The 21,238-nt window shown below is 41.5% G+C and carries 23 protein-coding genes; 15 read left to right on the top strand and 8 right to left on the bottom strand.

Going from position 1 to position 21,238, the window contains the following annotated elements:
• Positions 1-6 precede the first annotated feature (6 nt).
• The 5 genes from CLV93_RS07595 to CLV93_RS07615 all read left to right on the top strand — a co-directional run bounded on the left by CLV93_RS07595 (position 7) and on the right by CLV93_RS07615 (position 3,265).
• Positions 7-459: a hypothetical protein gene (locus tag CLV93_RS07595; RefSeq protein ID WP_106541588.1), complete on the top strand. Its 453-nt coding sequence runs from the start codon at positions 7-9 to the stop codon at positions 457-459.
• A gap of 154 nt (positions 460-613) precedes the next feature.
• Complete coding sequence (locus CLV93_RS07600; protein ID WP_106541589.1) at positions 614-1,015, top strand: hypothetical protein; 402 nt, start codon at positions 614-616, stop codon at positions 1,013-1,015.
• Between the two features lie 83 nt (positions 1,016-1,098).
• Entirely contained in the window at positions 1,099-1,476 is a 378-nt protein-coding gene (locus tag CLV93_RS07605; RefSeq protein WP_146141977.1) for a hypothetical protein, read from the top strand.
• Positions 1,477-1,814: 338 nt separating this feature from the next.
• Positions 1,815-2,516 carry a hypothetical protein gene (locus tag CLV93_RS07610; RefSeq protein WP_146141978.1) on the top strand — a complete coding sequence of 234 codons (702 nt, stop codon included), beginning with the start codon at positions 1,815-1,817 and terminating at the stop codon, positions 2,514-2,516.
• A 134-nt stretch (positions 2,517-2,650) separates the two neighbouring features.
• A complete protein-coding gene (locus CLV93_RS07615) occupies positions 2,651-3,265 on the top strand; it encodes a hypothetical protein (protein ID WP_106541592.1) in 615 nt (204 codons plus the stop codon).
• An 86-nt stretch (positions 3,266-3,351) separates the two neighbouring features.
• On the opposite strand, the gene CLV93_RS07620 is transcribed toward CLV93_RS07615, so the two are convergent.
• Positions 3,352-4,326 carry an IS110 family RNA-guided transposase gene (locus tag CLV93_RS07620; RefSeq protein WP_106541593.1) on the bottom strand — a complete coding sequence of 325 codons (975 nt, stop codon included), beginning with the start codon at positions 4,324-4,326 and terminating at the stop codon, positions 3,352-3,354.
• 361 nt (positions 4,327-4,687) lie between these two features.
• On the opposite strand from CLV93_RS07620, the gene CLV93_RS07625 reads away from it, so the two are divergent.
• The 10 genes from CLV93_RS07625 to CLV93_RS07675 all read left to right on the top strand — a co-directional run bounded on the left by CLV93_RS07625 (position 4,688) and on the right by CLV93_RS07675 (position 11,504).
• Positions 4,688-5,581, top strand: a complete 894-nt coding sequence (locus CLV93_RS07625; protein ID WP_106541594.1) for a class I SAM-dependent methyltransferase — start codon at positions 4,688-4,690, stop codon at positions 5,579-5,581.
• 94 nt (positions 5,582-5,675) lie between these two features.
• Entirely contained in the window at positions 5,676-6,215 is a 540-nt protein-coding gene (locus CLV93_RS07630; RefSeq protein ID WP_146141979.1) for a hypothetical protein, read from the top strand.
• Positions 6,216-6,775: 560 nt separating this feature from the next.
• Complete coding sequence (locus CLV93_RS07640) at positions 6,776-7,534, top strand: DUF169 domain-containing protein (protein WP_106541597.1); 759 nt, start codon at positions 6,776-6,778, stop codon at positions 7,532-7,534.
• A gap of 67 nt (positions 7,535-7,601) precedes the next feature.
• The gene (locus CLV93_RS07645; RefSeq protein WP_146141980.1) at positions 7,602-7,892 is read left to right on the top strand and encodes a hypothetical protein; all 291 of its coding nucleotides are present in this window, start codon (positions 7,602-7,604) and stop codon (positions 7,890-7,892) included.
• A 56-nt stretch (positions 7,893-7,948) separates the two neighbouring features.
• A complete protein-coding gene (locus CLV93_RS07650) occupies positions 7,949-8,359 on the top strand; it encodes a hypothetical protein (protein ID WP_106541599.1) in 411 nt (136 codons plus the stop codon).
• Between the two features lie 235 nt (positions 8,360-8,594).
• Entirely contained in the window at positions 8,595-8,918 is a 324-nt protein-coding gene (locus tag CLV93_RS07655) for an ArsR/SmtB family transcription factor (RefSeq protein ID WP_106541600.1), read from the top strand.
• A gap of 3 nt (positions 8,919-8,921) precedes the next feature.
• Complete coding sequence (locus CLV93_RS07660; RefSeq protein ID WP_246187271.1) at positions 8,922-9,392, top strand: SRPBCC domain-containing protein; 471 nt, start codon at positions 8,922-8,924, stop codon at positions 9,390-9,392.
• A 259-nt stretch (positions 9,393-9,651) separates the two neighbouring features.
• Entirely contained in the window at positions 9,652-10,017 is a 366-nt protein-coding gene (locus tag CLV93_RS07665; RefSeq protein ID WP_106541602.1) for a DoxX family protein, read from the top strand.
• A gap of 52 nt (positions 10,018-10,069) precedes the next feature.
• Positions 10,070-10,651: a YdeI/OmpD-associated family protein gene (locus CLV93_RS07670; RefSeq protein ID WP_106541603.1), complete on the top strand. Its 582-nt coding sequence runs from the start codon at positions 10,070-10,072 to the stop codon at positions 10,649-10,651.
• Between the two features lies 1 nt (position 10,652).
• Positions 10,653-11,504: a class I SAM-dependent methyltransferase gene (locus CLV93_RS07675; protein ID WP_106541849.1), complete on the top strand. Its 852-nt coding sequence runs from the start codon at positions 10,653-10,655 to the stop codon at positions 11,502-11,504.
• Positions 11,505-12,198: 694 nt separating this feature from the next.
• Here the strand turns inward: CLV93_RS07675 and CLV93_RS07680 are convergent.
• The 7 genes from CLV93_RS07680 to tal form a co-directional block, all read right to left on the bottom strand.
• Positions 12,199-13,458 (bottom strand): cation:proton antiporter, encoded by a 1,260-nt coding sequence (locus CLV93_RS07680; protein ID WP_106541604.1) that lies wholly within the window; start codon positions 13,456-13,458, stop codon positions 12,199-12,201.
• A gap of 29 nt (positions 13,459-13,487) precedes the next feature.
• On the bottom strand, positions 13,488-14,288 hold the full coding sequence (locus CLV93_RS07685; RefSeq protein ID WP_211297774.1) for a glucose 1-dehydrogenase: 801 nt from the start codon (positions 14,286-14,288) through the stop codon (positions 13,488-13,490).
• A gap of 4 nt (positions 14,289-14,292) precedes the next feature.
• Positions 14,293-16,143 (bottom strand): glycoside hydrolase family 15 protein, encoded by a 1,851-nt coding sequence (locus CLV93_RS07690; protein WP_106541605.1) that lies wholly within the window; start codon positions 16,141-16,143, stop codon positions 14,293-14,295.
• A 164-nt stretch (positions 16,144-16,307) separates the two neighbouring features.
• A complete protein-coding gene (gene zwf, locus CLV93_RS07695; RefSeq protein WP_106541851.1) occupies positions 16,308-17,858 on the bottom strand; it encodes a glucose-6-phosphate dehydrogenase in 1,551 nt (516 codons plus the stop codon).
• Between the two features lie 119 nt (positions 17,859-17,977).
• Positions 17,978-19,375, bottom strand: a complete 1,398-nt coding sequence (gndA, locus tag CLV93_RS07700; protein ID WP_106541606.1) for an NADP-dependent phosphogluconate dehydrogenase — start codon at positions 19,373-19,375, stop codon at positions 17,978-17,980.
• Positions 19,376-19,382: 7 nt separating this feature from the next.
• The gene (locus CLV93_RS07705) at positions 19,383-20,009 is read right to left on the bottom strand and encodes an HAD-IA family hydrolase (RefSeq protein WP_170108889.1); all 627 of its coding nucleotides are present in this window, start codon (positions 20,007-20,009) and stop codon (positions 19,383-19,385) included.
• A 67-nt stretch (positions 20,010-20,076) separates the two neighbouring features.
• Positions 20,077-21,195 carry a transaldolase gene (gene tal, locus CLV93_RS07710; RefSeq protein ID WP_106541608.1) on the bottom strand — a complete coding sequence of 373 codons (1,119 nt, stop codon included), beginning with the start codon at positions 21,193-21,195 and terminating at the stop codon, positions 20,077-20,079.
• Between the last annotated feature and the right edge of the window lie 43 nt (positions 21,196-21,238).

Consider the following 21,238-nt stretch of genomic DNA (forward strand, 5'->3'; position numbering starts at 1 on the left):
ATTAGCATGATTGAGAAACTGAAAATATTCAAGAATAAACTATTCATATTAATGATTGTGTCTTTTGCAGTGACTTATCTTGGCGGACAAGATGCAATAACTTCAACAATTTTATACAATAAATTGGATTTGACTAATCCAATCAAATTTCAAATCGAGGATAAATACAATAAAAAAGAGAACGGACAGAGTTTCCCTGACTTGAATTTTAGAGGTAAAATTGTAGGAACAGACGATGAAAAAGAAATTAAAGTTAGTAAAGGAGATTTTGACAAACATGAGATTGGACAAATCATAAAAGTATACAAAACAAAATCCGACGAATTTATGACAGAACATGAAATTGACAATCAAGGGATAATTCATATTGGAAAAACAGGATTTTCATTTGTATTTATTCCTACTATTATCTTTTTCACGTTAGGACTTTTTTGTTTGATAGTAATTTTAAAAAAATAAAAAAACGAAACGCTGACACAGTACATATTGCAGGGCGGGTTCAGTGGTGCGGCATCCTCGGATTCTCTCATCGCCGTTCAGTCCTACCGGATGTAAACACGCTCCGAAATCCGCCCCGACAACATTATCAGACATGTCAACTTAAAACTCAACGATGAAATTTAATAGAAAATCGATATTGAATTTATTAGTGGTTTTATTAATGCTTGCAGCTATTTATCTATATGATAGCCACAAATTGCATAGTGTTAAGAGAAATTCTCTATATTCGATAGGCATCGTAACAGGTGTCCATGGTTTGGCACGAGGAGGAAAAGCAATAGAATATGGATTTTCATACCAGAAAAGGAATTATAAAGGAGATTTTCCAACAAACCTTCCAGATGAACAAACATCAAGATTAATTGACAAAAGATTTTTAGTTGTTTTTGATTCAATTCGTCCATCATGGAATAGGATAATTTTAAAGTATGAAATAAACGATAGTAGTAAGAATCCTACCAATGGGTGGAAAAAGATTCCATCACAAGTAATAAAAACAACACATAACAATTAATCAACGGCATAGCGGGCTGATAAGTTTGCATTTCAAAATGCGCAACGTTTCATACCACCGCCGTTGGGCATAACCTAAGAAAAATGAAAACTACGTTTTACATATCAACCTTTTTGATTTTCCTTTATTCTTGTTCAACTTCAAGAAAAGAGACGAATCGCGTTAATGACATAGAACCAGGAATGACAGTTGAAAACGTTATTGAAACCTTGAATATTGAAACCTCTGATTTATACATCATTCAGGAACCACCTTTAATCTATCGTGGAATTACTGCGACTTTAGATGACTCAACAGAAATCGCAATTTCATTTGAGAGAACGCCAGCCAATCACCATGACATTTCAAAAGAAAAAGCGTTGGAAACAATAAAGAAATTGAAAATAGATGGATTCGCCTGGAAAGAGAAAAATGGAAATGGTGGAATAAAAGGAAATAGACCAATATTCTGGGTTGAATAAAGAACGTGTAAAACAAACAGCCGCAATCAATCCTCCCGCCCCCGAAAGGGAAATAGGACATCAAACAATCCGTTAAAATTACGCAACCGGATGGTGCCCTCCCCGAACTATTGTCCCTTGAATTTACAGTTGCTCCAAACATGATTTTCACAGGTGAACAATAAGTTTTAAGGAAATATTTTCTAACTTGAAAAGCCTAACGCTCAATGAAGATGGACAACAATTTACATACGATACGTTCTCTGCAGGTGTGTTTTCCACCCCATATGGGTATGGAAAGAGGACCTTTTCCTGAGGTAAACGTACTGCATTTACAACTACGTTAGATGGCATTTAAAATGAAACAAATCGTATCAATCATACTTTTAATTTTAGTATTGACTTCTTGCCAAAATGGAGACGCCAAAAAAGTACGTCCTGAAATTCAAAAATCAGAAAAAAAGGTATTTCCATATTCTGGCATAGTGCTTTATGACCACTTTGACAATGAACTGCTTCTTGATACAATTACAAACCATTTCGAAGCACAATTTTCACCAGTTTACATTGGAAATTTAAAGGACTCAATACAATTGACTTATAAACCTTCCAAAATTGAAAATCGAACACCTGATTGGGATAAATACAAAAGACCAGCCCCAAATGATTTGCAAATCTATATAGACACTACTAAAACAATAGGTTTTCCAATGAGCGTTTGGGAATACTACAAAAAACCAGAATATCGAGTGGGTAAAAAATCCTATCCTATTTTTATTGAAAACAAAAGTTCTGACACTTTAAGTATTGGTCTTGGAGATATTTTGCCAATGATTACGGAGACCAAAGACACCCTTGGAGAATGGACAGAAATTGAAAGACCTTTTATTTACGACTGTGGAACAGGACTAACTGAGCTTTATCTGCCACCAAATGAAATTGTTATAACAGCATTAAGACAGAACTTTGGAACGACAAATACTAAGTTTAGAGTAAAATATGAACTCGCTGATAGTGCTGTTTATTCGAATGAAATAAATGGAAAAATACAAATTGAATAAAAAAACGACAACCGCTAACATATTGTCAGATGGCAGGCGGGAGATCGGGACCGTCCGACCACATACAAGTGAACGTTATGGGCATTAAACTACACAACAAAAATCGTCTTCAGAATAATTAATAAAAACAGGCCATGAGAAAACTAATCATCCTTTTAATAGCTAGTTTATTATTCTCTTGTAGCAGTAAAAAAGAAAATAACAAAGGAAATTCGACCAAAACAATAAAATCTGAAAATATTAAAATTAAGAAGCATATTACGAATAAAAAGTTTGCAGCACTTTTAGATAAACTCGACACATTAAGTCTGCCATATAAAAATGGCTGCTTTGGAGAATATAAAGGCAATAATATACTTGATACATCAGAATATTCATTCCTGGTCAGAAATGTTTGGGAATGCCCATATAGGAAAATACCTACTAAAAACAACTTTGAAATTATAATGTACCTTGTTCCTGCAGATGTATTATTACCAGTAATTAGGACTTATGACCTAAATGGTAAAGAAATTGATTCAGAACAAATGTTTTTTGGTTATTGTGGTGGTGAACCTAGTTATTATCATACGGAACACTTTGAAATAGATAAGCGTTTAAATATACACCACATTGATTCAACCTGGACTTGTGAGGTAGATTCATTATATAACGATATTGACAGCACGAGAGTTTTAAAAGTCAAAACATATCAATGGAAAATCCAGGAAGACGGTCAAATAGTAAAAGAAAAAAATAACGCCCCATAACAAAGAACTGAGCTAAAAAGCAAGCCTCACCCCATAATTTTTCTTTTAAAACAACCTGTTTTTTGGGGGCTGTTCCAAAAGAAAAATTATTGACAAACAATACGACTTCGATAGGCCGGATCGTATGGTATTCCTGATTGGGCAACGGCAAATGATTGCTTTATCAGTTTATTGCACACTGCAATCAGGGCTAGTTTTTTCGACTTTCCTTTATTTACCAGGCGTTGATAAAGCAACTGACACTGCGGATTACATTGACTCGCTGTAAAACTACACATAAACAACTGGTTGCGGATATAAGGATTACCTCGTTTACTGATACGTGAACGACCTTTTATGCTGGTCCCCGATGAATGCTCTGTGGGAGATAAGCCACAAAATGAAGACACCTGCCGATAATTATCAAAATCACGGAAGCCATTGGTTAAAATGATAAGAAAAGCTGCTGTCTTCTTACCTATACCCGGGATGCTCGATAAATTAACAAACAAATCTCCATCGTATTGATGAATCAACGATTGCATTTCAGCTTCCATCAACGCAATTTCCTGGCGCACTTGTTTTAGCTGCCGTTTGAGCGAACGAATCAGTACTCCACTTTTAACTCCCCGACTTTCCAAACTCTGGATATGGTTCTTTAACGAGGTATTCTGTTTTAAATAAATAACAATCACCCGCTGAAGCTGCTTGCATTGAGTGATGTACTCCGGTGCCGGAATCCATGGTGATAATCCGGGCTGTTCCTGTCCATATAAAGCAATCATGCGCGCATCACTTTTGTCGGTCTTGTTTTGCTGTAACTTCATCTGGATAAAACGCTTGATGGAAATAGGATTAACTACGGCCAGGCTGATCTTGTGCCCATATAAATACATAGCAAGCTGCTGATAGTAGCTGCCGGTAGCTTCCATAACGCAAAAACTATTGGATGATAATTGTTTGGTAAACTCTCGAAACCCTTTGGGTTGATTAGCAAAAGAACGATGTCCGGCTTTACTGTCCCAAACATCAAATTTGTCTTTCGATATATCAACTCCCACAAAATGATTAATTTTATTCATAATATTTTGATTGCGAAGGAACGAAACTACGGTAATATAACTTCCTAAAAGCAGGCTTAACGGCCCAGAGAACTGACCATATTTCTGTAGTAAAAGAGTGGGGATAATCTTTGTTGACAGGCTCTGGTGGCCTAAATTGCATCTCAACCTTATTCCACTCTTTCGTTCTTTCTGTTAATTTTAAAAAGATAAGAAAATGTAAACTTAGGAATTGTCAAATGCCATGGCGAGCGTAGCACAAAGTTTAGGGTATCGGTTCTCGTCTGATTCCCGTGTCCTTCGGACAGCAGGAAATCAAAAGAAAATCCGCCACAACTCATACACGAGCCGTTAGTCACCATAAGAAGAGAAATCATCAAAAATGAAAAGCAATCAAATCAATACAGATGCAGCTTCAAAAACGGGAGACCAACCCACCTTGACAGTGGCTATTGAGCAGAGTTTCCCCAAAAGCGAACGGGTTATCAACGACGAGCTGGCTCCTCTTCTTTTCACGGGTCTGAACCGCTTTTGGATACGGTTGTCCAAATTGCCGTTTATTCGAAACGGCTTCGTGAAATTGACTGAAAAATATATGACCGGTGGTTGGAGTAGCTTCCTGGTTCGTAAGCGATACATTGATGAAAGACTTGTTGAAACCATTCAAAAACAAAACATCAAAAGTATTGTGAACCTCGGAGCAGGATTCGACACTCGTTTATTTCGTCTTCCGGAAGTTCAAAACATGAAAAGCTGGGAAGTCGACCAGCCTGAGAATATCAAGGCAAAGCGAAGTGCTATTGAAAGAGCTTTGGGATCTTTCCCGGTTCATGTACAACAAGTAAGCATCAACTTCATCGAACAAGACATCACCAGCAAGCTGAAGGAAAATGGCTATCAACCGGAAGAGAAGACCTTTTTCATATGGGAAGCTGTATCTCAATATGTGGATGAATCATCGATTCAGAAAATGTTTGAATTCTTTTCCCATGCGCCTACCGGAAGCTACCTGGCATTTACCTATGTACCCATAGACTTTATCAAAGGTGAGAATCTCTATGGCCAGGAATTCTTGTTCAAAAAAACAGTGAAAGGTAATATCTGGCATTTCGGATTTGACCCAAAAGAAATAGGACCACAGCTTGACAAGTACGGTTGGAATTTAATCGAGGATTTAGGCTATGAAGAGCTGAATAATCGATATGTAAAGCCAACCGGAAGAAAACTGGGCGTAATGGAAGTAGAACGAGTGGTTTTTGCAGAAAAAATGAAATAAGAACAGGGCCTGACAATGTGTTAAGTGCATAGCACCGTAGGTGATGCGACGAAACCATACACCAACCGTTATCAGCAACTAAACAATGATAAAGATGCCATACATAATTATGAGTTTATTGATACTAGGATTCAATTCTATTATCAATGATGAAAAATCTGCGGCTTTTGATTTAAGAAAAGACTTAACACACTTTTCGTATAGTATGAATGAATCCGACTCAATGATAATTGTTGCTAATTTATCAGCCTGTTCTTCCAGGTGGCATGAGACGAATATATTGACAAAGAAGAATAATCAAATTTTAATTTCTACCTCAGCTAAAGGTGATTTTGTTGAAGATGATGAGAAACAATTAAAGTCTACATTTTATCATTTCGCCCAAAATGATTCATTAAATTTCGAAAATCTCTTTTCGTATATGGAGAAAAAAAATGTACAAGGCAAAAAAACAAAGTCTAACGTTTTTACAATCATCTTCAAACAGGATACAGTCACATTTTATTCTTACGGACTAAATGACCATTTGAATAATATTAATTATTACATAAAAATTAAAAGGAGAATTTATCCTAGCGTTAAGATGTATCAGCCGTTGGAAATTCCGCCAAAACCAGATGAACAAAAAGAGTAAAACTGCTGGTAACAAATTGCCACTTCTTGCAGGTTTGGCAACCCCGATTCGCATCGGGACCGCCCGGCCACATACAAGTGGCTGTTAGGGGTAATTATGGAAAAACCAAACAACAATATGACTATTCCGGAAAGCGAGACACTGAAACAAAAAAGAAATCGAAGAGAAAGGATAATAATCGGTGGACTGTTTCTGATTTCTTTTATCATTCAACTCGTTTTGACTGATTTTGAACTTAAACAAAGCTTTTTGAGTGCATTGGTTCAATTGCTCTCATCTTGGATACTGAGTTTCGTTTTCGTTCAGTTTCGTAGAAAATATTTTGAAACGAATCTGTTAATTGCGTGGAGAAACTGGTACATAGCAATAATGGTTATTTCTATTATTTCATCCTTATTTCTTGAGTCATGATAAAAAAATTTAAAAATCGAACGCATAAGAATTTGTCATATGGCAGACTTTCGCTCGCCACATGCAAGTGACCGTTGTACGCAACGATTAAAAGCATAATTACACATCAATAAACGACTATAAATTTGAAAAATGGAGGTTCTTGTCATATGAATAGCAAACTTATTGAAGCGTTGAAATTGAAAATGCAACCAGTGGCGATTATACTGACTGACGATAACCCGGAAGACGGACTTCACTTCAAGGAAGGAAATATGCGCGGCTGTGTGGCTTCCATGTTGGTGTCGGCAAGTAAGAAAAACCGCCTGGCCTTTTTTGATCGTAAAACCTTCGGTTGTCCCGGAGGGGGCACCGGTCTGGGATTTGGCGACCGATACGGAAAATTTCCGATTGATTGCCTCCTCTCCACGGGGAATGAGGAGATGGCCAACCAAATGGGCCGCCAAAGCTCATACATGCTGGAGGGTGAACGGTTTTACAAAAGTCCTGAACAGGCAAGAAAATGGGTTGATTCGCTCCCGATGACCGATGTTCCTACTCAATATGTCGTGTTTAAACCCTGGGAACTGCTCACGGAAGAGGATAAACCCGAATTGATTGTCTTTTTTGCCAATGCAGATCAGTTGTCGGCCCTGGTGGTGATGGCAGATTATGACCGTGGTACCAATCGGAGTATTACAGCGCCTTTTGGTGCGGCATGTCAACCCATACTCTTTGGCTATGAAGAGGCAAAGAAAGAAAATCCCAGGGCTGTGATAGGCTTTTTTGATATTTCAAAGCGTTCTATTGTCGACAGGGAGACTTTGACGTTTACGGTTCCATTCAAGATGTTTCAGGAGATGGAAGGTAATGTGGAAGGCAGTTTCCTGGAGTTGCACGCCTGGCAAAAATTGCAGGAGCGCCAGTGATTTCATCTCGTTCTATGGATGAAAAGAGATGCTCTGCCTTCTTCACAACCGACTAGTCACTAGTAATATGAAAGCGAAAATTGTTGAATTCTTAAGTAAAGGTCGGGGCGGATATATCATATATAAAGATGAAACTGGGCATATAAAGTTCTTTTTTGAATTTGGAGGTGGAGATTGTATTGCAATCATTTACGTACCGACAACCGATGAATGGAAGTCGAAAACAAACCGTGAAATTGCACAGCGACAATCAATATTAACCTTCATAGCAGAACAGTCAATAAAAGTTCAGGCGCCCGACTGTTATTACGAGATATCGGAAAACTATATTGAAATATTAAATAAAAAGACCAGCTAAAAGATGCTATATTAAATAGCGTTATCAGCCGCAATGGCAACTAACAACCTACCGATATGAACAATATTCAGAAAAAGACAAATGGCAACAAAGACATGAAATGGTATGGGCTACCTTTTATTGTTGTGGGGCTCTTAATTACGGTAACAATCATATATACATCGGATAAAAAGTCGAGTGAAATACAGATAAGAATCAACGACTTAGTTAACGAACAAATAAGTGGCATCGTTTCCTCTGTTTCTCAAAATAGAGGCACCATTACATTGAGGCTAAAAAACAAAGTAAACATACCTTACTACTTTGAAATCACAAGAAATTACTCTCTGTCACCTTATGATTTAAATGAATTTCTTCAAAGAGGAGACTCAATATACAAAGCCAAAAACTCAATGCGACTGGAAGTTTTCAGAGGAAACAAGAGTTTCTACTTTATCTTAAATGAAAGAATAAATCAAGGGAATTAAAAAAGCATCTGCTCATTACATTGTACAAATAACATTGCTGAATCCGCTCATTTCTCTGATAATAAATTGAATCCCTACCTAAAGCCCATTACTATAGCAACCTCTATATAACAATCAATTAGTGCCCTCCGTCCCCTCTTCCACTTCTTTTTCTTTCAAAACATTTGCGTAGTTAAATGACTACACATATATTTGTAGTCAAATAGCTACACAATAAACACCAAAGGATGTACCGATGAACTTAAGACGAGACGTATTTCAAGCCATAGCCGATCCCACCCGCAGGGCGATACTCCTGCTGGTGGCATCGCAATCGCTCACCGCAGGTGCCATTGCCTCCAACTTCGATACGGCCCGACCGACCGTTTCGAAACACCTGCAAATCCTAACCGAGTGCGAACTGCTGACGCAAGAGCAAAACGGCAGGGCCATCTATTATCATCTGAATCCGCAAAAGATGAAAGAGATTGCCGACTTCATCGAGCCATTCAGAAAGCTATGGGACGACCGGTTTAACAAGCTGGAATCGATCATGAAGAACTATAAATCTGATAAATAACCAATGATGGAGAGAAAGACAAAAGTCGATGCTAAAGAGGGCAAACACGACATTCTGATTACACGGGAATTTGATTTGCCGGTAGAACTGCTTTTCAAAGCTTACGAAAAACCCGACATTTTAGCGCAGTGGATGGGAACCAACGTGCTGAAACTGGAAAGCAAAAAGCATGGCAGCTACCAGTTCGAAACAACCGATGCCCAGGGGAACGTTGTTTTCCGTGCCAACGGGACCATCCATGAGTTTACTCCGAACCGGCGAATCATCCGCACATTTGAAATGGAAAATACACCTTTCCCAGTTCAGCTGGAGTTCCTGGAATTCAAAAGCCTCACTGACGAAACCAGCCAACTCACCATGCACATGGTGTTTCGCTCAGTTGCCGATAGGAACCAGTTGCTGCAGATGCCGTTTGCTCAAGGCATCAACATGGCACACGACCGGTTACAGGATATTGTCAGCCAATTAAAATAGCCGTCTATCGCCTTAAGAGCTAAGACACTCGTATGCAAGTCTTGAAAAGACAAAAATGATTCAATCATTGTGTGAAACGAATCAAGTGAAGATTTTTCAGTCTTTTTACCCCGGCCCTAAAGGGTGAATCCTAAAAAATCAAAGTTTCCCTTTAGCCCCGAATTCTCAGGGAAGGGTAAAAAATCTGGGTTTTCTTCACGACAGCTTGTTTCACGCAAAATATATAATTCGTAAATCTAACATTCAAAAGAGATAAGCTATGAATATTCTATTATGGGTTCTTCAAATACTGCTCGCCCTGCACACTATCATGGGCGCCATCTGGAAATTTACCAATCCCGAACAAACCGTACCTTCTTTGCAGGCGATTCCTCACGGGGTCTGGCTCGCATTGAGCGTCGTTGAGTTTCTTTGTGCCCTGGGGCTCATCCTTCCGGCATTTATGAAACGCCTGACTATCCTCACTCCCATCGCCGCACTCGTTATCGTTGCTGAAATGCTATTGTATATCGGATTGAATCTTTTCTCGGGCAATGCAGTATACAGTGAAATAGTCTACTGGCTGGTGGTAGCAGTTATCAGTGCATTTATCGCTTACGGCAGGCTGGTGCTCAAACCGCTTTAATATTTTTCAGGAATAAAAAATCATTGAATCAGAAGATTGTAAACAGACCGACATGAATCCGAAAGTTGACGAGTTTTTAAGCAAAGCCAGGAAATGGCAGGACGAGATGACCAAATTGAGAAGCATCGTGCTCGATTGCGGACTGAACGAAGAAGTGAAATGGATGCATCCCTGCTATACGTACCAGAACAGTAATGTGGTGTTGATACATGGCTTTAAGGAATACTGTGCGCTGCTGTTTTTCAAAGGCGCATTGCTGAAAGACACCAACGGCATTCTCATTCAGCAAACGGAGAATGTACAGGCAGGACGCCAGATTCGGTTCACCAACCTGCAGGATATCGTCGAACAGCAAGCGACCATCAAAGCCTACATCTTCGAAGCGATTGAAGCGGAGAAAGCCGGCCTGAAAGTGGAGATGAAAAAGACGAAGGATTATCCGGTTCCGGAAGAACTCCAAACAAAGCTGGATGAAAGCCCGGCCCTGAAAACTGCTTTCGAGGCTTTAACTCCCGGAAGGCAACGGGCCTATCTTTTTCATTTCGCTCAACCCAAGCAATCGAAAACCCGGACGGCCAGAGTGGAGAAATGCATTCCGCAGATTCTGGATGGGAAGGGATTGAATGATCGGTAGTATGACACAAAAAAAGCAAACAAAAGAGCCGGATAACACTGCCGTCAGAACAGCACTTTGGAGAGCCTTGCATGTGCAGGTAGATGCTGAACCTCATATCCTCGAAGATGGAATCGGATTGAAATTGGTCGCTCCGCCCGACGGCTGGCAGGAACGCCCTGATATGAAATATACACAACGCCTTCGGGCTTCGGTGGTAGCCCGTGCCCGTCTGATTGAAGACTTCGTTGTGGAACAGAATCAACAAGGAATTGAGCAGTATGTTATTCTGGGCGCCGGCCTCGACACCTTCGCCCAACGCAGACAGGAGGCTGTTTCCCCGCTTCATATATTTGAAATCGATCAGCCCGACACGATGACGTGGAAAGAACAACGTTTAAATGAAATTGGATTGGACGTTCCGGACAATTTGCATTTTGTACCCGTCGATTTTGAGACTTCTTCGTGGTGGGAGCAACTCCTGGCGGCAGGATTTAACATCAGCCAACCGGCAGTTGTCGCCTGTACCGGTGTGAGTTTGTACCTGACCGAAGAGGCCATCGTGGCGATGTTGAAACAACTGGCGGGGCTGGTAGCAAACTCTCAGTTGATCATGTCATTTTATCTTCCGCTGGAGTTACTGGATGAAGAAGACCAGCAGATGCAGCAAATGGCTGAGAAAGGTGCCCGCGAAGCCGGAACACCCATGGTGAGTTTCTTTAACCCGGATAAAATATTGAACCTGGCCCGTGAAGCCGGCTTTAAGAAGGCAAAAACATTATCGACAAAAGATATCGTAGAAGCCTATTTTGCCAACCGCACCGACGACCTGGTGCCTGCCAGCGGTGAGGTCTTTCTCATTGCAACAATCTAAATAAAACAGGTCAGTTTTATGTCACCCCCTCGGGGTTTGGGAACAATATTGTGATTCCCATTCTACTCGATATTCTCTACAATCCTGCCATCCCTTCGGGATTGTTTCTCTTAGCCACGCATCCTGGCTTTAAAAGGCAACACTTCAATCACGAATCAGATGGGGTGAGTAAAAAACATAAGATATCTACTCACCCAACCCTCTCGAACATAGAGAGGGTTTTGCCGCTGCAAGTAATCAGCAAAAAATCTAAAAAATGCCGTCTGGCAAACCTATTACCTATTGTGAACAAACGTTGATGCTATCGCCAGCATCGCCCCTCTTTACTTGTAGAGAGGGGAAATCTGACCGCAGCTCGGATGGGGGAGTAAAAAACACGAAATATCTACTCACCCAACCCTCTCTAACATAGAGAGGGCTTTGCCGCTGCAAGTATTCAGCAAAAAATATAAAAAAATTCCTTCCAGTAAAGCGATTGTGTGCAAACGTTGATTCTACCACCACACTGCCGCTCTTTACTCGCAGAGAGGGGAAATTCAGACACAGTCTGAATGGGGTGAGTAGTCTGAGTCTTGATGACACTAGGAACAACAGAAACAATCGATAGAAACCACAGTAACCACCACCCAACTGCTGATACCCTGGGGAACAATACCGGTCGTTGTAACACTGAATTTAGTGCCGTTTTTACCCATCATTTTATTTCCTTCTCCGCTTCGGAATGGCCGTTTAGTTTAAACGCCAGTTTGTCGATGGTAAGTCCCTGAACCATTATTGAGAATACAACGACCATGTAGGTTAATACCACCCACAGATGGTTGTGTAATCCTTTGGGCAGCGAAAGTGCCATGGCAATTGAAATACCTCCCCGTAACCCACCCCAGGTGAGCAGGAAAACACTCGAACGACTGTATCGTCCCTGCAAACGAGTGAGTTGCCCGGGAATCCAAATACTAATGTACCGGCTGGTTAATACGACGAGTACAGAAATAGCTCCAAGAATAAGATAATTTGTACTAAATGGTATCACCAGTAATTCGAGACCAATAAGTACAAACAGGACAGCATTTAGTATATCATCGATTAATTCCCAGAAACCACTTACATAATTCCAGGTATTGTCAGACATTGCGCTTACTCTGCCTTTGTTTCCCACAATGATGCCGGCGGCTACCATGGCAAGCGGGCCGCTTAGTCCGAGTTTACTGGCCAGGGTGTAACCGCCCATTACTACGGCCACCGTGAGCAGTACTTCAACCTTGTAATTATCGATGCTCTTCATTAGTAAATACGCACCATAACCGATAACGACTCCAAGTAAAAGCCCCCCCATGGCCTCCCGTAGAAAAATTAGTCCAATATTCCACCACAATAGCTCTTTAGAATGATTGGCTATTTTCAATATGGTAAGAAAAATAACGACAGCCACGCCATCGTTAAAAAGCGATTCGCCTGTTATTTTGGTTTCAGTTGATTTTTTAATGCCTGCCTCTTTTAAAATAGCAAGAACTGCGATTGGATCGGTAGGGGAAATGATAATACCAAATAAAAGGCATTGTACATATGAAACATGGAGATGGAACAATGGCAGAATCAAGTGCAAACCGGTTCCAATAATAAAGGTGGAAAGTAACAATCCAAGGATAACGTAAACCGATATGCTGAACCGTTCCTTTTTCATTTCCGAGGCTTTTACATGAATGGCCCCGGCAAAAAGAATAAAACTCAGCATGGACCCCAACAACAACTCTGAAAAATCAAAATTGTGCAACAGTTTAGTTGTATCTTTCATGACCACCGGGAAAAAGGTAGCCACCACAAACAGGATGAGTGAAGTGATGATAGCGATCAGCATTAAACCTATGGTAGAAGGTAATTTTATAAACCTTAAATTGATATAGGCAAACATCGCAGACACGACAATAAGTATAGAGAAGGTATCGTAAAGTGTCATATTTCGTTCATTATAACGACTCTATTGGTCTAGCCACCATGCGCAAAATCCGCAAAAAGTTCCATCCCCCCATCAACAAACAGGGTTTCACCCGTTATGTATTCCGCCTCTTCGGAAGCAAGCCAGGCGACTGCCGAAGCGATGTCTTCGACTTTTCCCGGACGGCCGAAAGGAATCTTCCGCATAATTTTTGCCCTGGCTTCGGCATCTTCAAAATTTTCCCTGTTTATGGCGGTTTTTACAGCTCCCGGTGCAACTGCATTGGCCCGAATTTTATAGGGAGCCAGCTCTTGTGCAATGGTTTCCATCAACATGGCGGCACCTGCTTTGGCTGCACAATAATTCGCCCGCCTGGCCCACGGAATATTCTGGTGGACAGAAGTGATAAATACCATCGCCCCCGGCGACTGACTCTCACTGTCAGCCTGTTGTTCCATAAAAATACGGGCAGCTTCGCGGGCACACAAAAAATGACCGGTTAAATCCACCCCAACAACAGCATTCCAGTCGTCTAAGGTCATATCAACAAATTTTTTATCCTTCTGGCGTCCTGCATTGTTCACTAAAATGTCGAGCCGTCCAAACTGATTTTTTATCCGCGAAAACATATTTTCAACTTCCTCTTCGCGACTGATATCCGCCAGAAATTTGGAAGCACTGCCTCCTTTCTCCTTGATCTTCTGAACAACCTCATCAACCGCCTCACTATCCTTAAGGTCGTTAATGATTACGTGGCTTCCTTCATCACCAAAACGCAGAGCGATGGCTTTTCCAATACCCGATGATGCACCGGTTATCAGTGCTATTTTATTTTCAAGTCGTTTCATCATTCCTTTAATTTATCCGTCCTGTTCCTTTTAACATGTTGTTTTGTGCCATCAACATTCGGAGCTGATGTGCTGCACTAATGAGTCCGAGGTGCGTAAATGCCTGTGGAAAGTTACCGAGAAGTTCTCCTTTTAAACTGATTTGCTCGGAATACAAACCGACGTGATTGGCATATCCCAGCATTTTTTCGAAATAAAGAATGGCTTTGTCCATTTCACCCGATTTGGCCAAACACTCGATATACCAAAATGAACACATCGAAAATGTTCCCTCTTCGCCGGAAAAACCATCACTTCCTCCGTCCTCCAGTTTGTATCGATACACCAGCGAATCGGTTACCAGCTCTTCTTCAATAGCCCGTAATGTGGAAATCCAGCGCGGCTCTTTCGGACTAAGCATACGCACCAGTGGAATAAGGAGTGCCGATGCATCGAGTGTGTCACCCCCCCGATATTGGACAAAGGCTTTTCGCTTCTCACTCCAGAAGTTGTTAAAAACATCATTGAAAATTTCGTTCCGCGTTTTGCGCCAACGTTCAAGGGGAGCAGGGAACGAACGGTCTTCGGCAATCAAAATTCCCCGATCGAGAGCTACCCATGACATCACTTTTGAAATCAAAAACTCTCTTTTATCATCCCGTACCTCCCAAATGCCCCGATCTTTTTCTTTCCAGTTTTCACCTACAAAGTCGATAAATTTCATCAAGCTTTTCCAAAATTCATAACTAATCGGTTCGGCATTTTTGTTATAAATGTATATGGTGTCAACCAATTCTCCGTAAATATCGAGTTGAAACTGGCTGAACGCGCCGTTCCCGATGCGAACAGGGGCCGATTTTTTATATCCCTCGAGGTGTTTTAGCTGAATTTCCCGGAGGTCGGTTGAACCGTCGACCCGGTACATCAGTTTAAGATCGCTGGCTGATTCGATTTCGAGACTGCGTTGCTGAATCCACGAAATAAAACGACGTGCTTCTTCGGTGTAGCCCAGTTGCAGGAAACTGTACATGGTAAAAGCAGCATCGCGAATCCAGGTAAACCGGTAGTCCCAGTTTCGTTCACCGCCAATGAGTTCGGGTAATCCAAAAGTAGCCGCTGCCACTGTTGAACCGTATTTCCCCGAGCTAAGCAGTTTCAACGTAATTGCCGAGCGGTTTACGACATCCTGCCAGCGTCCGCTGTAGGTTGATTTGTTAATCCAGTTTCGCCAAAAACGAACGGTTTTTTCAAAACTCTTTTCCGCATAATATTCCAGACTTTTGGTTTTTGCCCTATTATCCGATTCTTCATCCGCTACCAATGCGATATTGAGTTCGTCTTTCGATTCTAACTCTACTTCGGCCCAGATAAGATTGTTCTCAATATTGAAATTCAATTCACTATGCAGCTGAAAAGCGGATCTTTCTTCGCCTTTGCTTTTAACCACAAGCACTCCGTTCTCATTCTCAGCCGTAAAACCATTCTTTCCGTAGTTGAACTGAGGATTTATTTCGATGCGGAACGTATGTTTTCCTTTAATTATTTTAAGTTTTCGAACCAGAACCAACCGCTTTTCTTCTTCAGCCAGCGGCATAAAATCAGTCAGTTCGGCTATTCCGTCTTTGGTATGGTAACGAGTAAGCAGTACGGCGGTGTCGGGCAAATACAACTGTTTATGATTCACTTCGCCATCTTTCACCTCAATCGAGAAGAATCCCCCTTTTTCTTTGTCAAGTAACGCGCCAAATACCGTGGGCGAATCGAACCGGGAAAAGGGCATAAAGTCAATTGAACCTTGTTTGGACACCAGCGCAGTGGTATTCAGGTTTCCGATCAATCCGTAATCTTCAATCGGAGAATAATTTTTTGTTGTGCTCATGATGAATCAATTTAATGAGTAGAGAGAAAACGATTGTTTCCGAACCTCGATGTTGCTGATTCCTGCTTACTATTGATTTTGCAGATCGTTTTGGAAATGCATCACAATCTATTTTACAAAATCTATTGTATTGCCTTTTCGCCAACACGTCACCAAACTTTTTATTAACTCTGCTTTTTGGCTAGTGATGGTGCATTCGGGTTAATATCCAACGGTTCGGTAAAAGTATGCCAGTAAAAACCATCGTGTGCAATCAGTGCTTCAGCTTCCGGCGGCCCCCAACTTCCCGATGGATAGTTGGGAAACTTCTGAGGAGGATTACTCGCCCAAACGTCAAGAATAGGCATAATAATACTCCACGATTCTTCTATCTGATCGGACCGCATAAAAAGGGTAGCGTCGCCCAACATAACATCGTTGAGCAGTGTTTCGTAAGCATCCGGCGGATCGTTACTATAGGAATCGCTGTAGTTGAAAATCATATCCACGGGTTTCAGCTGCATATCGAGCCCGGTTTTTTTGGCCTGAAAATGTATCCGAATACCCATTTGCGGTTGAATACTTATCACCATTAAGTTCGGATGTACCAGTTCCCGAACACCTGACGGAAAAATTTTATGTGGAACTTCCTTAAACTGAATAGTGATGTATGACGTCGTTTCCTGCAGGCGTTTCCCGGTACGCACAAAGATGGGGACCCCCTGCCAGCGCCAGTTGTCTATAAAAAAACGAAGCGCAGCGAAGGTTTCAGTTAACGACTCCTTATTAATGTTATCTTCTTCGCGGTAAGCTTTTACCTTATTGCCTTCAATCCAGCCCTTATCATATTGTCCCCGTACGGCATTTACATATACATTGTCTTCCGAGAAATGACGGATGGCATGCAGCACTTCCAGTTTTTTATCACGAACACTGTTGGCCTGCAGATCAACCGGAGGTTCCATTCCGATCAAACAAATAAGCTGAAGTATGTGGTTTTGAATCATGTCGCGTACCGCACCCGCCTGTTCATAATAAGCAGCCCTGTTTTCGACGCCAACATTTTCAGAAACTGTAATTTGAATCTGTTGAATAAAATTACGGTTCCAAAGCGGCTCAAAAAGGGCATTGGCGAAACGGAAAGCCATTAAATTCTGCACTGTTTCCTTGCCCAGATAATGGTCGATACGGTAAATCTGGCTTTCGCTGAAAATCCCTTGCAACACCTTGTTCAAATTCTTTGCACTTTCCAGGTCGTGTCCAAAAGGTTTTTCAACCACAATGCGGTGTTTCTCACTGTTCCCTGCAATACCAGCTTTGTTCAGATGGTTGGCAAGCACTTCAATGAAATTAGGAGAAACCGCCATATAAAAGATTCGGGAAGCCTCAACTTTCCATTCTTTGTCGATATCGCTAAAAATGCTTTTGAGCTGATTATACGATTTATTGTTTGTTATGTCAGCCTGCACATAGGTGATATATTGCTCAAACTCCTTCCATTTTTCCTTGTCAGCCTTTCCCCTGCGAGAGAATTGATTAACTCCCTCGTAATGTCTTTTATTATAATCGTCTTGCGATACATCCCTCTGATCAACACTCAGAATTTTGAACTTCCCGGGAAGAAATCCGTCGATGTATAAATTGTACAATGCCGGAATCAGTTTACGCCTGGTCAGATCACCGTCGCCACCAAAAATGGTTAAAATAGTGGGTTGAAGTTCTGATATACTTTTCATTTTCGGTTTTTTAAAAGGTCCTGAATAATATTCATTCGTCATTCACTAATCTATCGGCTTGTTTGCCCCTTTCAGACAAGAACAGCAAAGTAATGGTCTCTTTTAACTGGATTTGAGTGCTACCAGTCGGTATGAAAAACACCTTCTTCTCCTTCCCTTTCGTAGGTGTGCGAACCAAAATAATCGCGTTGTGCCTGAATCAGATTGGCTGCCAGATGTCCGCTTCGGTAGGCATCAAAATATCCCACTGACGACATGAATCCAGGAACCGGATGACCAGCTTTTACTGCCTGAATAATCATATCGCGCACTTTATCCTGCTTTTCATTCACTGTAGCAGAAAGCTTTGTATCGAATAACAGATTGGGTAACTGGGGATCACTTTCGTAAGCTTTCATAAAATCGTCGAGCATGGCCGAGCGAATAATGCATCCACCTCTCCATATCCGCGCCACTTTGCTCAAACTAATTCCAAGGCCTTTTTCTTCTGAAGCAATGCGTAAGAGTTCGAATCCCTGGGCATAGGTGATCAACATTCCAAAAAACAGCGCATCTTCCAGTTTATTAATAAACGTTGCCTGGTCTTCGTCAATTCGCCCAACCGGACCTTTTAGGATGGAATCTGCTTCTAGCCGCTCGGTTTTGAATGCAGAAAGGTGTCGCATGGATACAGCACTGTCAATGACGGGCACAGGAGCCTGGAAATCCATAGCCAGTTGCGATGTCCATTTTCCGGTTCCTTTTTGTTTGGCACTGTCCAGAATATGATCGATCAGAAAACCGCCCTCCTTCTTGTCTTCTTTTTCCAGTATATCTGCGGTGATCTCTACCAGGAAGGAAGCCACAGCTCCCTGATTCCATTCGCTGAAAATGCCACTCATCTCCGGATTTTCCATAGACAACCCGTGTTTCATCACATCATACACCTCTGAAATCAATTGCATAATTCCGTATTCGATTCCATTGTGCACCATCTTTACAAAATGACCGGCAGATCCCTTTCCGAGCCAGGTAACGCAGGCTTCGCCTTTTACATGGGCCGCCGCACCGGTAAAAATATCCTTCACCAGGTTATACGACTCCTCGTCTCCTCCGGGCATCATACTGGGGCCGCGCCGGGCACCTTCAGCACCACCGGAGATGCCTACGCCAAGGTATCTGAACCCCTGGTCTGTAATTTCTTTTTCCCGGCGCTCGGTGTCATTCGGATGCGAATTTCCGCCATCAATAATCAAATCATCTTTTTCGAGCAGGGGAAGCAAATCAGCCAGCGCTTTATCGACCACCCCCGCCGGAACAAGCAGCATTACTTTTCGGGGTTTTGCCAATCCCGAAATAAAATCTTTCAGGGTATTTACCCCTTTAACCTTAAATTCTTTGCTCTCTTTGTTTAAGGCATCTACTTTCTCCTCATCCAAATCGTAGCCAAGCGCAGTGTGGCCATTTTCGGCAATGTTCAGAATAAAATTTCTTCCCATTACGCCTAGTCCGATCAAACCAAAATCATATTTTTCCATATCTGCGTTAAAACTTTATATTATATTTTTTCAGGCTTTCGCTGAGTTCGTCCACCTTTGTGAGATGGATGCAATTGATTCCCTCATTGCAGGCGGATTCAATATTTTCAATCCGGTCGTCAATATACAGGCACTCGTTAGGCTGGAGCTGAGTAATATGAATTACCGTTTTGAAAATCTGTGGTTCGGGTTTTCGCATGTGCAGGTAACACGAACTGAAAAAATTATCGAAATACCGCGTAAGGCTAAAATTCTTGATTCGAAACTCGTTCAACGCAAAAGATTCATTATTAATGGTCGCGAGCCGGTATTCACCATTTTGTTTTAATTTTTCCAGGATTTCGAAGGTCGATTGATAACTTTTACTCTGTTCTTTCATAAACCAAATGATGTCCTGTCTTGAAAGTTCCTTCTTCTGTTCCTGCGAAAGATAGACGGAGTCAATATAATTTTCGAGCGTTATGCCCCCGCGCTCAAAATCCTCAGAAATAGCATCATGAATCTTTTCGGTTTCCTGAAAGTTCAGATCAAAATCCTGCGCCAGTTTTTCCCTTGAAGACTCATCCCAACCGTTACTAAGGCATACGCCCCCCACATCGAAAAAGATTGCTTTTATCTTATCTCCTGTCTTCATTTTGCAACTCTTTAAAATAACCTGAAACCTGAATGCCATTCCATTAAAAAACCTCTTAGCATTGGTTTTATTTAGCTTCCTCTTCAACGGTTTTCAGCAACTCGTCGAATGGTTCTACAAATTTCCCGATACCTTCTTCTACCAATTGATCGGTAATGTCTTTTAAGCTGACTCCCAATTCTTTGAGGTCATCAAAAACACGGTGGGCATCATCCACATCTTTTTTCACGGTGTTGGGAAACAATCTTCCATGGTCTTTAAAGGCTTCGATTGTTTCACCGGGCATGGTGTTTACGGTGTGCGAACCAATGAGAGGCTCCACATAGCGCGTATCGCGGTAAGTATCGGTTTTGTTGCTGGTACTGGCCCAAAGCGGACGTTGTACCCTCGCGCCTTTCGATGCCAGTTTTTCCCATCTATCGCCACTAAATTTCTTTTCGAAACTTTGGTAGGCAATTTTTGCACTGGCAATAGCGGTTTCACCCAGCAAGTTCCCGGCAACTATTTTTTTATCACCCTCCACTTGCAGAATAACATCATCGTGCAGAATCTTATCGGCAAGCACATCAATCCGGCTTAGGAAGAAACTGGCAACGGAGGCGATCTTATCGATAGGTTTATCTTCTTCAACCCGGCGCTCCAGCGCTTTTAAATAAGCCTCAGTAACTGCTTCGTAGCTTTCAATGGAAAAAAGCAGGGTAATGTTGATGTTAATCCCTTCGTACAACATCTCTTCAATGGCCGGAATTCCTTCTTTTGTTCCGGGGATTTTAATGAGGCAATTGGGACGGTTTACTTCTTTATACAACCGCCGGGCTTCGGCTTTTGTTTTTTCTGTTTCCCTTGCCAAATAAGGCGAAACTTCCAGACTTACAAAACCATCTTCGCCGTTTGAAGCATCGAAAACGGGTCGCAACATATCGCAGGCTTTCTGAATGTCTTCAATGGCCAGTGCTTCGTAAATTTCTTCCGGTTTCTTTCCTTCTCCGGCCAATGCTTTTATCTGGTCGTCATATATATGACCACTGGAAATAGCTTTCATGAAAATTTTTGGATTCGATGTGATTCCCCTTAATCCTTCATTTTTAATTCTGTTTTCCAGTTCTCCGTTGGTAATGATTTCTCTCGATAAATTATCGAGCCAGTAACTTTGACCATATTCAAGTAGTTTATCAAACTTTTCCATATACTCTGTATATCTTTTTTCGACTCAATTATTCTTCTTTTCA

Origin of the sequence: Prolixibacter denitrificans (genome assembly GCF_003014495.1) — a bacterium.
GTDB lineage: Bacteria > Bacteroidota > Bacteroidia > Bacteroidales > Prolixibacteraceae > Prolixibacter > Prolixibacter denitrificans.

Bases quoted from the DNA above. Each gene is read 5' to 3' on its own strand.
- CLV93_RS07685 (WP_211297774.1), bottom strand. From the start codon at position 14,288: ATGATGAAACGACTTGAAAATAAAATAGCACTGATAACCGGTGCATCA.
- CLV93_RS07670 (WP_106541603.1), top strand. From the start codon at position 10,070: ATGAATCCGAAAGTTGACGAGTTTTTAAGCAAAGCCAGGAAATGGCAG.
- CLV93_RS07705 (WP_170108889.1), bottom strand. From the start codon at position 20,009: ATGAAGACAGGAGATAAGATAAAAGCAATCTTTTTCGATGTGGGGGGC.
- CLV93_RS07630 (WP_146141979.1), top strand. From the start codon at position 5,676: ATGCCATACATAATTATGAGTTTATTGATACTAGGATTCAATTCTATT.
- CLV93_RS07655 (WP_106541600.1), top strand. From the start codon at position 8,595: ATGAACTTAAGACGAGACGTATTTCAAGCCATAGCCGATCCCACCCGC.
- CLV93_RS07645 (WP_146141980.1), top strand. From the start codon at position 7,602: ATGAAAGCGAAAATTGTTGAATTCTTAAGTAAAGGTCGGGGCGGATAT.
- CLV93_RS07680 (WP_106541604.1), bottom strand. From the start codon at position 13,458: ATGACACTTTACGATACCTTCTCTATACTTATTGTCGTGTCTGCGATG.
- CLV93_RS07625 (WP_106541594.1), top strand. From the start codon at position 4,688: ATGAAAAGCAATCAAATCAATACAGATGCAGCTTCAAAAACGGGAGAC.
- CLV93_RS07605 (WP_146141977.1), top strand. From the start codon at position 1,099: ATGAAAACTACGTTTTACATATCAACCTTTTTGATTTTCCTTTATTCT.
- CLV93_RS07665 (WP_106541602.1), top strand. From the start codon at position 9,652: ATGAATATTCTATTATGGGTTCTTCAAATACTGCTCGCCCTGCACACT.
- CLV93_RS07615 (WP_106541592.1), top strand. From the start codon at position 2,651: ATGAGAAAACTAATCATCCTTTTAATAGCTAGTTTATTATTCTCTTGT.
- CLV93_RS07675 (WP_106541849.1), top strand. From the start codon at position 10,653: ATGACACAAAAAAAGCAAACAAAAGAGCCGGATAACACTGCCGTCAGA.
- CLV93_RS07690 (WP_106541605.1), bottom strand. From the start codon at position 16,143: ATGAGCACAACAAAAAATTATTCTCCGATTGAAGATTACGGATTGATC.
- CLV93_RS07650 (WP_106541599.1), top strand. From the start codon at position 7,949: ATGAACAATATTCAGAAAAAGACAAATGGCAACAAAGACATGAAATGG.
- CLV93_RS07660 (WP_246187271.1), top strand. From the start codon at position 8,922: ATGATGGAGAGAAAGACAAAAGTCGATGCTAAAGAGGGCAAACACGAC.
- CLV93_RS07600 (WP_106541589.1), top strand. From the start codon at position 614: ATGAAATTTAATAGAAAATCGATATTGAATTTATTAGTGGTTTTATTA.
- gndA (WP_106541606.1), bottom strand. From the start codon at position 19,375: ATGGAAAAATATGATTTTGGTTTGATCGGACTAGGCGTAATGGGAAGA.
- CLV93_RS07610 (WP_146141978.1), top strand. From the start codon at position 1,815: ATGAAACAAATCGTATCAATCATACTTTTAATTTTAGTATTGACTTCT.
- CLV93_RS07595 (WP_106541588.1), top strand. From the start codon at position 7: ATGATTGAGAAACTGAAAATATTCAAGAATAAACTATTCATATTAATG.
- tal (WP_106541608.1), bottom strand. From the start codon at position 21,195: ATGGAAAAGTTTGATAAACTACTTGAATATGGTCAAAGTTACTGGCTC.
- CLV93_RS07640 (WP_106541597.1), top strand. From the start codon at position 6,776: ATGAATAGCAAACTTATTGAAGCGTTGAAATTGAAAATGCAACCAGTG.
- CLV93_RS07620 (WP_106541593.1), bottom strand. From the start codon at position 4,326: ATGAATAAAATTAATCATTTTGTGGGAGTTGATATATCGAAAGACAAA.
- zwf (WP_106541851.1), bottom strand. From the start codon at position 17,858: ATGAAAAGTATATCAGAACTTCAACCCACTATTTTAACCATTTTTGGT.